This is a genomic window from Dehalococcoidia bacterium (assembly GCA_028711995.1).
Taxonomy (GTDB): domain Bacteria; phylum Chloroflexota; class Dehalococcoidia; order SZUA-161; family SpSt-899; genus JAQTRE01.
Genome location: JAQTRE010000083.1, coordinates 1 through 12,634, shown reverse-complemented (window position 1 = coordinate 12,634; position 12,634 = coordinate 1). Strand labels below are relative to the sequence as shown.

Here is a 12,634-nt window from a genome sequence, read left to right as displayed (position 1 = left end):
TGTGTCAACAGTTGGGGTAGATGAAGCAAGGATCATCAAATATGTTCGTTGGCAGGAAAGCCAGGATTCAGGTCAAGCGAAGCTTGAACTGTAAAAGTGCCACGGGCTTGCCCGTGGGTATCTACGGAACAGCGATTGAAGAAAGCGGCAGATTCTCCGCTTTCAGGTATGTTCTGTCCAAATTCCTTTGACCCTCCCAAGCTCGGAGGCCCAAGCGGACCGCCTGTTTTGGGTGCCTTTCACCTAAGGGGTGAAAATACAGGGCATGAATGGCTGTTTTCAGGGTGCACGCAATGGCAGATATTAAGGAAATCACCGCTAGGGCAAGTGAATATCTCTCCTCGCCTGATCTCTCGCTGATCGAGGAGACTTATCGGGGTGCTCAGGGTGCGCAACATCCAGATTTGAACCAGTCTCTTGAGACTGCTCTGATACTGGTCGGCCTTCAGATGGACGCCGAGAGCATTGCTGCTTCATTGTTATTGGGTTTACCTCAGGACAGCAAGCTCTCCCAGAAGGCAATCCAGTCCAAGTTCGGGGAAGGCGTGAGGAAACTGGTTGAAGGGGTCAACAAGATCAGCAGCTTTTCATGGGTAGCGCCTGATGAGACCCAGGCAGAGAACCTGCGCAAAATGTTCCTCGCCATGGTTGAAGATGTCCGGGTGATCATCATCAGTCTGGCTAACAGGCTCCAGGTGATGCGAAACTCCAAAAAACTGCCTCCCGGACAGCAAACGGACTTAGCCAAGGAGACCATGGAGGTCTATGCCCCTCTGGCTCATCGCCTTGGCATCGGAGAACTTCGGTATGAACTGGAAGATATCTCCTTTCAACTCCTTTACCCGGAGAGATACAAAGAGATTGCCGGTCTCCTCGACGTCAAGAAAACCGAGTGGGAAAAACATATCGCCCAAGCCATGACCATCTTGAAGGATGAATTCGCTAGGGCAGGGCTCAAGGCTGAGATCAGCGGCAGACCCAAAAGCGTCCGCAGTATTCATGCCAAGATGAAGAAATATGCCAAACAGGGCAAGGAATACAGTGAAATCTATGATCTCATGGCCGTTCGCGTGCTGCTTGAAACGGTTCCCGATTGCTATAATGCGCTGGGCATTGTTCACCACCTCTGGCATCCTTTGCCCGGGCAGTTTGATGATTACATCGCCAATCCAAAAGGAAACCTGTACCAATCCCTTCATACTACGGTGATCGCCACTGAGGGCAAACCGCTGGAAATACAGATTCGAACCTACGAGATGCACCGCACCAGCGAATACGGTGTGGCCGCCCACTGGCGCTATAAAGAAGGCGCCAAAAAGGATAACCGTTTTGAAGAGAAGATGGCCTGGTTCAGGCAGATCATGGAGTGGCAGCAGGATGTCAGCGGGGCGGTCTTTGTGGAGTCACTCAAGACCGATATTTTCAAGGATCAAGTCTATGTTTTCACTCCGAACGGTGAGATCAAAGAGTTGCCTCAAGGATCGACCTCTCTCGACTTTGCCTATCGGGTGCACACCGAGCTGGGTCATCGCTGTACCGGAGGCAAGGTCAACGGAAGGCTTGTTCCTCTCACCTATCAGCTTCAGAATGGGGATGTGGTGGAAATTCTGAGCACCAAAGCCGATCGCGGGCCCAGCCTTGACTGGTTGAATCCGGAATCGGGTTATGTGCGAAGCGGTCATGCCAAAGAGAAAATCAGGGCCTGGTTCAGAAAGAGGGATCGGGCCGAGAACATCGATCGGGGCAGGGAACTCTTCGAGAAGGCGATGAGGCGCCTGGGCACGAACAAGAGCGCGGAGGAAGTCGCCGACTTATTCGAATACAAAGATGCCAACGAGTTTCTGATCGCGCTTGGCGTTGGAGATATCAGCGTTAACCAGATCGGCCCCAGAATGGCTCCCAAGGAGGAAGAGCCAGAGCTGCCACCCGTTCCCGCCGTCGCTAAACGAACCCAGGGGCCCACGGGCATTCAAGTGCTTGGCGTGGGTGACCTCTTGACGCACCTTGCTCCCTGCTGCAACCCGATTCCCGGCGATGAAATCATCGGTTTTGTTACCCGGACAAAGGGAGTCACCATCCATCGCAAGAATTGCCCCAACATAATGAGTGGGAAAGACAAAGAAAGGATGATCGATGTCGCCTGGGGTCATCGCCAGCAGGTCTATTCTGTGCCCATTATCATATCGGCCGAAAATCGCGTAGGCCTGCTGAAAGATATCACCAACATCCTTTCGGAAGCGAAGGTCAATATCGTCTCCATCTCAAGTGAAAGTCACGATGACGGCACTGTCTCCATCTTTCTCACCGTGGAGATTTCCGATATCGGGCACCTGAGCCAGATGTTCGTCAAGCTGGAGAGGGTGCGAGGCGTCAACAATGTCAGCCGGATTGCCGAAGATGCTAAAGATGCCAAGGCAGACAAGAAGCGGGGAATGATCCATCTGGGCAATCCCATGAAAGCCTTTAAACGCCGAAAGTAGAGCTCGACATGCCATGTCAGAGCAAACGCCCGAGAAACAATCCCGATCCCTTCCCGATAAGCCGGGAGTTTATCTCTTTCGGGATACCAGCGGGACAGTTATTTACGTTGGCAAAGCGGCCAATTTGCATCATCGGGTAAGGTCCTACTTTTCCCCACAGGCCTCTTCTCCGAAACTTCAGCGGCTGGTCGGCCGCATCGGGGATATCGATTTCATCATCACCGGTTCGGAGCAGGAAGCCTTCATCCTCGAAAACAGTCTCATTAAAAAGCACCGGCCTCATTTCAACGTCAGGCTGAAAGACGATAAGAGTTACCCCTATCTCAAGATTACGCTGGCGGAAGCCTGGCCCCGTGTGCATATCACCAGACGCTTGAGTGAGGATGGAAGCCGCTACTTCGGGCCTTTTGCCAGCGCCAGTTCCCTTCGCCAGACCATGAGCTTGTTGAACAAGCTGTTTCCTTATCGCACCTGCAAGATGGAGATCACAGGGACGCAAAATCGCCCTTGCCTCAAATACCACATCAAACGATGTTCAGGGCCATGCATCGGAGCAGTGAGTTCTCAGGAATACCTTCAAATCATCGACCAGGTCACTCTCTTTCTGGAAGGAAAATATGAGCGTGTCATTCGAGAGTTGAAAAAGAGCATGTCAAAGGCATCGGTGAACCTGGAATTCGAGAAGGCCGCCTCGCTGAGGGATCAAATCCAGGCTATCGAAAACATCTTTGAGCAGCAGAAGGTGGTGTCCCGGAGCAAGATCGATGAAGACGTGATCGCCATCGCTCAGGAAAGAAACGAGGCTTGTGCGCAGGTGTTCTTCATCCGCGGCGGCAAGATACTGGGGAAAGAGCGCTTCACCCTGGAGAACGTCCAGGATGAGAGCCCCGACCGAATCATGGGGAGTTTCGTTAAACAGTTTTATGGCTCCGGGGCAACGGTTCCGCCGTCGATCCTTCTGCAGACGGAACCGGAGGACGCCCTGTTTATCCAGGACTGGCTTCAGGAAAAGCGGGGTTGCCGGGTTCGATTGCTGGTGCCGCGCCGGGGAGAGAAGAAGAAGCTGATGGGCATGGTGTCTGAGAATGCCACAGAGTCGCTGGAGCAGATGAAGATCAAGCGGCTGGCCGATAGCGGAAAAACCGCCGCGGCGATGGAGGAACTCAAATCCAGATTGGAGTTGCCTCGATTGCCCAGGCGGATTGAGTGCTATGATATATCGAACATCCGTGGGACGGCAGCAGTGGGCAGCATGGCAGTATTTGAAGAAGGTCAGCCCAAGCCTTCCCTCTATCGCCGGTTCAAGATAAAGTCGGTTTCCGGCATTGATGACTACGCCATGATGCAGGAAGTGCTGTGGCGGCGTTTTGGGAAAGGGACAAGAAGCGAGCCCCCTTCGCCTGTATCGGATTGGGCTAAAATGCCTGATCTGGTACTGATCGATGGAGGGCGCGGCCATCTCAATGCAATTTTGGAAGTCATGAGCAAGCTGGGAATGGATGATATGCCGTTAGCCAGCATCGCCAAAGAAAACGAGGAGATTTTTCTACCTCACAAGGCAGAACCTGTGATCCTGCCAGCGAATTCCCAGGCGCTTTTCCTCCTGCAGCGAATCCGGGATGAGGCGCATCGATTTGCCATTTCCTATCATATCCGAACCCGAACCAGAGCGGGGCTCAAGTCCGGCCTTGACGAGGTTCCGGGCATCGGGCCTCAACGCAAGAAAGAGTTGCTGAAGAGATTCGGATCGGTCCGGGGGGTCAGGGAAGCCTCCATCGATGATATTGCGTCGGTTTCTGGGATGACTCGGGCGTTGGCTGAAAAGGTGAAGGATCAGTTATAAAGAGACATCGATTCAGCGATGCCGGAGCCTAACCGGAGACCTCTTGTTTCATCTTCTCAACATTGGCTGTCTTCAATTGCTGGAACTTCTCTTGAAAAGCGGCTGAGGTAATATCTTCGGCGCTCATCAGGATAGCGTCTTCGTTGGTCTCGCTGTAGTAATGCCGTCGTCGCCCCACATCCACAAAACCGCACTTCTTGTACATGGCACGGGCTCCCAGATTCATCTCACTGACTTCCAGAGTGACAAGTGTAGCTCCATGTTCCAGCGCCAGATCGATGGCTGTTATGATGAGCAGTTCACCGAGACCCTTGCGGCGATGATTCTGATGCACGGCGAACGTAGTGATGTGAATCTCCCCGACAATCAGCCAGACCCCGATATATCCCAGAATTATTTGTTCCTGGCAAACAACCATGTAACGAGAGATGTGGTTGGCTGTTAACTCGTGGTGAAAAAGATCCCGGGACCACGGTTGGGGGAAAGAGCCCTTCTCGATTTCAACCACTTGGGGCAAGTCTTCCAGGGCCATTGGGCGAACAATGCAATCCATAGCCTTATCCTAAAGGATAAGCTTACACATCTGCGGCGGGAAAGGCAATAAATACGTTTGCCCGAATCCGAGGATTGAGAATCGTCCCAACAGCCATGCCCGAGAGATCAGGCATTGCCTTGCCCTGGTTTGGGCTTTGCGCCCAATTCTCTGCTCAATCGGAGATGCTGGATGATATCGGCGCGACTGAGCAGGCCGGCGCATTGTGCATCCCGGAGAACGAGCACCTGATTGACATCATGTTGAGAGATGAGCGCGAAGGCAGCCTCCAGGTCGTCCTCCAGATTCACACTGTAGAGCGGCTCGCGCGTCATGATGTCGCTGACCTTTTTGATAGTCCATTGATTCTGGGGCGCCTTTTTGATATCGGTAACCGTCACGATTCCCACGGGGCGATTGTCATGGCAGACCGGTACAGCGCGGTGGTGACGTCGCCGAAACATCTCCTCGACCAATTCCCGGACCGACGCATTCGGATCGATGGCATCGGGGCTGGGTTGCATCAGTTCACGGACTTTTACCCCGCTCAAGTGTTCGCGAAGTGTCATTTCACGGCGGCTGGCAGCGGCGGCATTGGTGAGAAACCACCCAATGAATGCGATCCACAATCCTCCCAGGAAATTGCCTCCCAGAACCTGAAAGAAGCCAAAGACGATGAACGCCCATCCGAAAAACTCCCCCACTACTGACGCGTTGTGAGTTGCCCTCTGCAAACTTTTGGTGGCCCCCCATAGAATGGAGCGCAAAACCCGTCCGCCATCCAGAGGAAAGGCGGGGAGAAGATTGAATGCGGCCAGCAGAACATTAATCCAGGCAAGGTATGAAAGCATTCCCGCGGGAGGGGTATCCTGGTTGCTCAGCATTTGCCAGATTCCCCAGAAAATGCCGCCGAGCACTAGGCTGGAAAGCGGCCCGACCACAGCCATAACAAATTCCACCCCGGCGCTTTTGGGCTCTTCCTCCAGATTGCTCACCCCTCCGAAAAGGAAAAGCGTGATGCTTCGAACGGGCAACCCTCGGGATCGAGCTACCAGAGAATGCGCCAGTTCATGCACCAGGACAGACACGAACAAAAGGAAAGAGGCAATGACCCCGGTGATCCAGTAGGCAGTTGTGCTCCAGTCAGGATAAGAATCCGGGAAGTACCCATCCGCCAGCGACCACGCCACCAAGCCGAAGATAAAGAGCCACGTGTAGTGCACTCCGATATCGATGCCGAAGATTCGGATCAACCGAACCGAACTTTTCATTGAAATGTCTCCCCTTGATCAGACCTGAAATGCCTTTCTGTCAGTGGCGGATCGGTTCGTCATTGAATGCACGGGAAGTCTCTCCGCATTACCGCTGGCTTTTCCCTATGATTTTTCCTCACGAGGGCTGATCAGCAGCACCGGCAGGTGAGACTCCCGGAGCACATAATCCGCCACACTGCCGAATACCGCCCGCTTGAACCCGCTGCGTCCGTGAGTGGCGATGGCTATGAGGTCGACCTGGTGTTGATTGGCATAGTCGACTATCGCCGCACCGGGCAGTGGATCAAACAGGGTGACTATTTCCGGTTTCAGCCCGATTTCCTCCAGCGGTATTGCCGCCTTGCAGAGATAATCGTTGGCCTCTTTGGTTTCCCGGTCTATCAGTTCGGGCGATACCTGGGATGCCATTGTCAGGGGTTCGCCGGTTGGGGTGGTGGGTACCAGCACGGCGTCAGTGGCTGTAATCACACGGAAAAGGATGACTTTGCTCCCGAATCGTCGGGCTTGCTCGGCGGCATAGGGAAGGATCTGCTCAGCCAGCGGCGATCCATCCAGGCAGACGATGATGGTATCGAACATTTCGCCCTCCTTTCTTATTCTTTGAGACAGGTCTGGTGCTATGTTTACCCCCTCGTCCCCCTCTTTCAGAAAGAGGGGGACGAGGGGGAGTTCAACCGCCAAATAACTGTCTAATAAGTGCCCGGGCTCGGCTCCTTGCCGGAGTGTATCTTTCGCCATTTCTCCAGAAGCTGTTTCTTGCTTTCCGTGTGCTTGGGATCGGCAACACAGGCATCCACGGGGCATACTGCTGCGCATTGCGAGGAGTTATTAGCCCCCACACATTCGGTGCATTTATCCGGATTGATGATGAAGATCGATGAGCCTTCCGTGATGGCTTCATTGGGGCATTCTGCCTCGCAGGCACCACAGGAAATGCACTCATCCGTTATCTTGTAAGCCATATATGCAATCCTCCGATTATGTATTTCCACTTTTGCTGATCTAATAGTAAGTACTTATATGGGGTGAGGACATTCGTATGGATGCGTAGTTTCGCATCAAAATGCCCGTAGTTTTTGGGTGGGGAACATCGGAGACAGACTCCACATCCTTTTGTGATATTGCCCTGTCCTACAACGGGCATCGACTCGATGATAGCGATTGACGCTATTAGCAAGACATGCTACTATCAGAGTCGGATGATTTGCGTGTTCCTCAACCAACCATCTGGAAGACTTGAAAGGCAATCGGAAAGGTCAGTATAGCATTCGTATCAATGACCAGTGGCGAATTTGCTTTGTCTGGAAAGATGGCGGTGCTTGCGATGTTGAAATCACCGACTATCATTAGGAGTAGCGAAATGGATGAGAAGATTTCCCCAATTCACCCCGGCGAGATTCTCAGGGAGGAGTTCCTGGAGCCGATGGGCATCAGCCAGTATCGCCTGGCAAAGGATATCACCGTTCACCCTCGCCGCATCAACCAAATCATCCACGGAGAACGCTCGGTTACGGCAGATACCGCGCTTCGTCTGGGCAGGTACTTCGGCACATCGGCTCAGTTCTGGCTAGGCCTTCAGATGCGTTATGATCTTGATATTGAAGAGGACCGGTTAGGTCAAAGACTCGATAGCGAGGTCAAGGCGTTACCCACCGAATGAATTGACAAGCCAGCTTTCTCTTTGTATAGCCCAACCCGCTGCCGTCCTTTTCCCATGCCCTTTATACCTTATGCCCTCATTTGCCTACTACCAAAGGATTCACAACGGCAGATTGTATCTCAGTTCCTTGATTGCCAGTGGCAGCTTGGGCAGGAGATCGCTGGCAATCATGCCGGCATCGCCAAGCTCTGCTTTCACCAGTTCTCCGGCAGCGGCATGAAGATAAACGCCGCAGGTAGCGGCATCAAATAGCTGAAGCCCTTGGGCCATCATTCCGGCAATAGCTCCCGCCAAAACATCCCCGGTTCCCGCTGAAGCGAGACCGGGATTGGCTGCCCCGCTGATTCTGGTCTTCCCGTCCGGTGAAGCAATCACCGTATGGGCTCCCTTCAGAACGACCGTCTGGCCCCAGGATTTGGAGGCCTTCAGGGCCGTTGTCAAGCGGTCGTTTTGTATCTCAGCGATCGACATGCCGGTAAGTCGCGACATCTCGCCCGGATGAGGGGTCAAAATTGCCCTGGCTCCCAATTTCTGCCACCACTGGGGGATTTGAGTCAGAATGTTCAGCCCGTCGGCATCGATGATCTTGGGGAGGTTCTCATAGCCGGAGAGGAGGAGTTCCCGGACGAATTCGACCGTTGCGGTGTCCTGTCCCAGCCCACATCCCAAAAGCATTGCATCATATTTGGTCAGCTGTTCCCGAATAACAGGCGCTGCTTCGCTGCTAATAATGCCCCGTTTGGTTTCGGGCAACGGCATATAGGTGGCTTCGGTGAGCTTGCCGGCCAGAATGGGGTGCAGGCTCTCAGGCATCGCCAGAGTCACCAACCCTGTTCCCACCCGCATCGCCCCTTCACAGGCGAGATACGCCGCGCCGACGTAGTTGATCGACCCTGCTACCACCAGTAATCGACCGAAGGTCCCCTTGTTGGCGTCGAGAAGACGAGGAGGCAGAAGGGATCGGACCATACCTGCTGTGGTGAGTTCAGTTGTTATACCTTCCGCCAGATCGGCCGGAATGCCGATGTCAGCAATCTCAAGTCGGCCCAATTTGGCTGCCCCGGGAAACTGGAAAAGCCCAATCTTGGCATAGCCCAGAGTGACCGTCAAATCGGGTGTGAGGCAGGCAGGATCAACGGCTCCGGTATCCGCGTTCAGGCCCGAGGGTAGGTCCATCGCCAGAATCTTCAGTCCGGGCCGAATCTCTTTCTCCCTTTTCACCCGTTCCAGCGCCTGCTTCAGAATGCCTTCCATCGGCCGTGTCTTTCCGGTTCCGAACAGGGAGTCGATGACCAGATCGGAAGAGGAGAGTGCCTTATCGAAAGCCGGGAAATCCTTGTCGATAGCGGCATCCATCCACCAGATGCCCCGCTCTTGGTCAAGGGAGAAGTTCTTGTCATTCCGGGTATTGCGATTGAAGAGGTACAGATAGACGTCTGCTCCCCAGTCGTGCAAGTGCCGCCCAGCCACCAACCCATCCCCGCCGTTGTTCCCAGGTCCAACCAGAATCATAATGGAGCGATCGACGACATCCCCCAGAACGTGCAGGACCCTTCTGGCTACAGCCAGGCCGGCATTCTCCATGAGAATCTCCGGGGGGGTACCCACTTCACCGCTACGGCGTTCCAGTTCTATCATCTGTTCAACGGTAACAACCTTCATTGCTTTCCTCCTATAACCGAGGCGATGGCATACTCTCTGGAATGTGAAAGCGCGATGGTCAAACCCTCGATCCCCAGTTCGGCAGCCCGTGATCGAGCCCCTCCGCCGAGATGAATCAGGGGAGCGCCGTTGGAATCGGCCAGAATTTCGATATCATGCCACGAGATGCCGATGTTTCCCGTTCCCAGAGCCTTCATCACCGCCTCTTTGGCGGCGAAGCGAGCAGCAAGCGATGGAACGCGACCCCGGCAGCATTCGATCTCGCCATCGGTATACACCCGCCGAAGAAAACGGTTGCCCCATGAATCCATGGCTTCTGCGATGCGGGATATCTCCACGATGTCGATGCCGTGTACGTGCATGGTTTCACTATTCGGCGTTGTATTTATTCATTGCCGTGATGATTCCGTCGATGATGATACAGCCGATTGCCTCATCGACCCGTTGGCAGACTTCATCCACAACGGTTCTCTCTCCGGAGGTGAAGTGTCCCAGAACATAGTGAGGAGTTCGCGCCGCTTGAGGCGGGCGCGACGGATCATCTGTAGGGATCGTCCCGATTCCGACTCTAAGGCGGGGGAAATCCTGACTTCCCAGGTGCGCGATGATGGACTTCATGCCGTTATGCCCACCTGCACTTCCTTTCTCTCGAATGCGAATTTTGCCTAGCGGAAGGTCGATGTCATCATAGATCACCAGAAGGTCAGCTAGGTCGATTTTGTAGAATCGCATCAGGGGAGCGACCGACTCGCCGCTGAGATTCATGAAAGTTCGGGGCTTGGCCAAGATCACCTTTTGGCCCAGGATTTCCCCTGTTCCGATCTTGGCTTTGGATTGCTGCTTGGCAAAAGCGATTCCCTGTTTGCGAGCGAACAGGTTGATGCACTGGAAGCCGAGGTTGTGACGAGAGTTCACGTAGGCTTGCCCCGGATTTCCCAGCCCGATGATCAATTTCACTTAATTTTGCTCCACAGTCCAGCTTTTCCTTAGATTTTACCGCAAGGGAGCGCTGAATGGTAGCCTTGAATTTTCCGCGATGGGGAATTGGGGAATGTCCTCTGGGGAGCTCGATTTGTTCCGCCCTCTCCAGAAATTACACCTAAACAAAAACGCTGCTCCACAAGGAGCAGCGTTCTGATGTTCTTGAGATCCGGTACTAGCTCTTACTTGTTCTTGGCAGAAGCCTGCGCTTGAGCTGCCTTAAGCTGCCTGACCAAGCGTGATTTACGGCGGGCTGCACAGTTCGGGTGAATTACTTTTTTGCGGGCCGTCTTATCAAGAATACTGATTGCTTCCTTCACTGCTGCTTCGGCAGCATCCAGATTGCCATCACTGATGAGCTTATCCGCCTTGACAACGCAGGACCTGGACTGCGTCCGAACCGGTCGATTTCGACGGTTCTTTTTCAGAGAAGAACGGACCCTTTTCTTTGCTGAACTGCTGTGTGCCAAATTGCTTACCTTCCTAACTCCGTAATCATGCGTGTATTATGTTACCTCAGTTTTCATGATTTGTCTACTCCTAGTCTCTTTTAACGCAAGATGACCCATTCAGGCTCATTTTCGGATTAGAAAAGACGCGGTTTGACTGTTGCGGAAAGGATATGGTATATTACGTCACCACTGATTCGCACCGATTGTTTGCAGCCTGAAACCAAACCGAAAAGCCCACGAATTGGAGGAGGTGAGCAATGGATCTCGGCGAGTACTTCGATAAAACTCAAGGGCATGGCGTATTGTCAACAGCCGATTCATCAGGCGTGGTGGATGCGGCCATCTATGCCAGACCGCATTTAATGGAAGCCAATACGGTGGCCTTTGTCATGGCTGAGCGGCTGACTCACAAGAACCTGCAGTCGAACCCTCACGCGGTCTACCTTTTCATCGAGGCAGGGCAGGGATATCAAGGCAAAAGGCTTTATCTAACCAAAACCAAAGAAGAATCCCTGGACGAACTGGTGGAACAGATTTGCCGCCGGTGCGACTACTCCATGCATGGCAATAATCTGACGCGGCACGTCGTCTTTTTCCATGTGGACAAGGTCTTACCTCTGATTGGCGCCGGATGTTAGCCGGGTGTTGATCGGCAAAAAAGGAAAGGAGGACCCCATGGGGATTGAGGCCAAACTCTCCAGGCTGCGGAAGTACAATCTGATAATGGGAGTGTTCCATCTGATCCAGGGAACGCTTATCCTGATCCTCAGCAACACTTACTCTTTGCCGATCAGAAGTTCGTTTCTGCATTCTTCGGCGGGAACGAATACCTCTCAGGCCGTCACCGAGGACATCGTCCATCTGCAGATCGGCCCTCTGGTGGCCGCATTCCTCTTCATTTCTGCGCTGGCCCATTTCTTTGTTTCCTCTATCGGTTTCGGCTGGTATTCCAGAAATCTGAAGCGCGGCATCAACTATGCCCGGTGGGTTGAGTATGCCTTCAGCGCCTCCCTGATGCTCGTGCTGATCGCGATGCTCAGCGGCGTTTTCGATATCGCCGCCTTGTTCGGCATTTTCGCCTTGACCGCCGCGATGAACCTCTTCGGCCTGATGATGGAGATTCACAACCAGACCACTCAAAAAACCAACTGGACTGCCTTCTATTGCGGTTGTATCGCCGGGATCGCCCCCTGGATCGGCATCTTCATTTATTTCGTCGGAGCAGCCAACAGCGGGCCGGTGCCGACTTTTGTCTATTTCATCATGGGGTCGCTTTTCTTTCTCTACTCTCTTTTCGCCATCAACATGGCCCTCCAGTACAAGAAGGTGGGACCGTGGAAGGATTACCTTTTTGGCGAGGCAATGTATGTTCTTCTGAGTTTGACGGCCAAATCGGTGCTGGCCTGGCAGGTCTTCGGGGGAGCCATGGCTGGGGCTGCCTCTTAGAGATGAGGCGTCTTTGGGAAAGGAGGTCATTATGAATACTGAAAGACTGGGTGACACTGCATGCTTGATTGAGCTTCCCTTGGAACTGACCAATCTTGATGAAGGGCCGTTTCTGGAGGTGTGTGCGCCGGATTTACCAGGTAAAACTCGCTATATGATCCTGGATTTCAGTGCGGTTCAGAAGATGAACGGCCTCGGCGCCAGCATGCTGGTCAAGTTGAATGTGAGGTCCAGGAAACGAGGCCAGCGTTTGCTGGCCTTCGGGGTGAGCGCGCATTACAGAGATGTTCTGAACGTGATCGGC

Annotated in this window: 14 protein-coding genes and 1 pseudogene; 7 read left to right on the top strand and 8 right to left on the bottom strand. The window is 53.5% G+C overall.

Features of this window, described 5'->3' with window-relative positions:
* Positions 1–293: 293 nt before the first annotated feature.
* Complete coding sequence (locus PHV74_11030) at positions 294–2,480, top strand: bifunctional (p)ppGpp synthetase/guanosine-3',5'-bis(diphosphate) 3'-pyrophosphohydrolase (protein ID MDD5094893.1); 2,187 nt, start codon at positions 294–296, stop codon at positions 2,478–2,480.
* Between the two features lie 13 nt (positions 2,481–2,493).
* Complete coding sequence (uvrC, locus tag PHV74_11025) at positions 2,494–4,323, top strand: excinuclease ABC subunit UvrC (protein MDD5094892.1); 1,830 nt, start codon at positions 2,494–2,496, stop codon at positions 4,321–4,323.
* A 28-nt stretch (positions 4,324–4,351) separates the two neighbouring features.
* Here the strand turns inward: uvrC and rimI are convergent, their stop codons facing one another.
* The 4 genes from rimI to PHV74_11005 form a co-directional block, all read right to left on the bottom strand.
* The gene (gene rimI, locus PHV74_11020) at positions 4,352–4,876 is read right to left on the bottom strand and encodes a ribosomal protein S18-alanine N-acetyltransferase (GenBank protein MDD5094891.1); all 525 of its coding nucleotides are present in this window, start codon (positions 4,874–4,876) and stop codon (positions 4,352–4,354) included.
* Positions 4,877–4,983: 107 nt separating this feature from the next.
* The gene (locus tag PHV74_11015) at positions 4,984–6,126 is read right to left on the bottom strand and encodes a site-2 protease family protein (protein ID MDD5094890.1); all 1,143 of its coding nucleotides are present in this window, start codon (positions 6,124–6,126) and stop codon (positions 4,984–4,986) included.
* Between the two features lie 105 nt (positions 6,127–6,231).
* Positions 6,232–6,708, bottom strand: a complete 477-nt coding sequence (locus PHV74_11010; protein ID MDD5094889.1) for a universal stress protein — start codon at positions 6,706–6,708, stop codon at positions 6,232–6,234.
* Between the two features lie 110 nt (positions 6,709–6,818).
* Positions 6,819–7,091, bottom strand: coding sequence for a YfhL family 4Fe-4S dicluster ferredoxin (locus PHV74_11005; GenBank protein ID MDD5094888.1), 273 nt, complete (start codon positions 7,089–7,091; stop codon positions 6,819–6,821).
* Between the two features lie 259 nt (positions 7,092–7,350).
* Here PHV74_11005 and PHV74_11000 point away from each other — a divergent pair.
* Both PHV74_11000 and PHV74_10995 read left to right on the top strand, forming a co-directional pair.
* Positions 7,351–7,479 (top strand): annotated as a pseudogene (locus PHV74_11000) (type II toxin-antitoxin system RelE/ParE family toxin).
* A 10-nt stretch (positions 7,480–7,489) separates the two neighbouring features.
* Positions 7,490–7,789 carry a HigA family addiction module antitoxin gene (locus PHV74_10995; GenBank protein ID MDD5094887.1) on the top strand — a complete coding sequence of 100 codons (300 nt, stop codon included), beginning with the start codon at positions 7,490–7,492 and terminating at the stop codon, positions 7,787–7,789.
* A gap of 99 nt (positions 7,790–7,888) precedes the next feature.
* Here PHV74_10995 and PHV74_10990 read toward each other — a convergent pair whose 3' ends face one another.
* The 4 genes from PHV74_10990 to rpsT form a co-directional block, all read right to left on the bottom strand.
* Positions 7,889–9,451 (bottom strand): NAD(P)H-hydrate dehydratase, encoded by a 1,563-nt coding sequence (locus PHV74_10990; GenBank protein ID MDD5094886.1) that lies wholly within the window; start codon positions 9,449–9,451, stop codon positions 7,889–7,891.
* The gene (acpS, locus tag PHV74_10985; protein ID MDD5094885.1) at positions 9,448–9,813 is read right to left on the bottom strand and encodes a holo-ACP synthase; all 366 of its coding nucleotides are present in this window, start codon (positions 9,811–9,813) and stop codon (positions 9,448–9,450) included. Before acpS ends, PHV74_10990 begins: the two co-directional genes overlap by 4 nt.
* Before the next feature lie 7 nt (positions 9,814–9,820).
* A complete protein-coding gene (gene pth / locus PHV74_10980) occupies positions 9,821–10,408 on the bottom strand; it encodes an aminoacyl-tRNA hydrolase (GenBank protein ID MDD5094884.1) in 588 nt (195 codons plus the stop codon).
* Positions 10,409–10,614: 206 nt separating this feature from the next.
* Entirely contained in the window at positions 10,615–10,902 is a 288-nt protein-coding gene (gene rpsT / locus PHV74_10975; GenBank protein MDD5094883.1) for a 30S ribosomal protein S20, read from the bottom strand.
* 239 nt (positions 10,903–11,141) lie between these two features.
* Between rpsT and PHV74_10970 the strand changes: the two genes are divergently transcribed.
* The 3 genes from PHV74_10970 to PHV74_10960 form a co-directional block, all read left to right on the top strand.
* Complete coding sequence (locus PHV74_10970; protein ID MDD5094882.1) at positions 11,142–11,522, top strand: pyridoxamine 5'-phosphate oxidase family protein; 381 nt, start codon at positions 11,142–11,144, stop codon at positions 11,520–11,522.
* 37 nt (positions 11,523–11,559) lie between these two features.
* Positions 11,560–12,330 carry a heliorhodopsin HeR gene (heR, locus tag PHV74_10965; protein MDD5094881.1) on the top strand — a complete coding sequence of 257 codons (771 nt, stop codon included), beginning with the start codon at positions 11,560–11,562 and terminating at the stop codon, positions 12,328–12,330.
* A 31-nt stretch (positions 12,331–12,361) separates the two neighbouring features.
* Positions 12,362–12,634, top strand: a 273-nt coding sequence (locus PHV74_10960) for a hypothetical protein (protein MDD5094880.1), incomplete at its 3' end; no start/stop codon positions are given.

Bases quoted from the DNA above. Each gene is read 5' to 3' on its own strand.
- acpS (MDD5094885.1), bottom strand. From the start codon at position 9,813: ATGCACGTACACGGCATCGACATCGTGGAGATATCCCGCATCGCAGAA.
- PHV74_11030 (MDD5094893.1), top strand. From the start codon at position 294: ATGGCAGATATTAAGGAAATCACCGCTAGGGCAAGTGAATATCTCTCC.
- heR (MDD5094881.1), top strand. From the start codon at position 11,560: ATGGGGATTGAGGCCAAACTCTCCAGGCTGCGGAAGTACAATCTGATA.
- PHV74_10990 (MDD5094886.1), bottom strand. From the start codon at position 9,451: ATGAAGGTTGTTACCGTTGAACAGATGATAGAACTGGAACGCCGTAGC.
- uvrC (MDD5094892.1), top strand. From the start codon at position 2,494: ATGTCAGAGCAAACGCCCGAGAAACAATCCCGATCCCTTCCCGATAAG.
- PHV74_10970 (MDD5094882.1), top strand. From the start codon at position 11,142: ATGGATCTCGGCGAGTACTTCGATAAAACTCAAGGGCATGGCGTATTG.
- PHV74_10995 (MDD5094887.1), top strand. From the start codon at position 7,490: ATGGATGAGAAGATTTCCCCAATTCACCCCGGCGAGATTCTCAGGGAG.
- PHV74_11010 (MDD5094889.1), bottom strand. From the start codon at position 6,708: ATGTTCGATACCATCATCGTCTGCCTGGATGGATCGCCGCTGGCTGAG.
- PHV74_11005 (MDD5094888.1), bottom strand. From the start codon at position 7,091: ATGGCTTACAAGATAACGGATGAGTGCATTTCCTGTGGTGCCTGCGAG.
- rimI (MDD5094891.1), bottom strand. From the start codon at position 4,876: ATGGATTGCATTGTTCGCCCAATGGCCCTGGAAGACTTGCCCCAAGTG.
- PHV74_11015 (MDD5094890.1), bottom strand. From the start codon at position 6,126: ATGAAAAGTTCGGTTCGGTTGATCCGAATCTTCGGCATCGATATCGGA.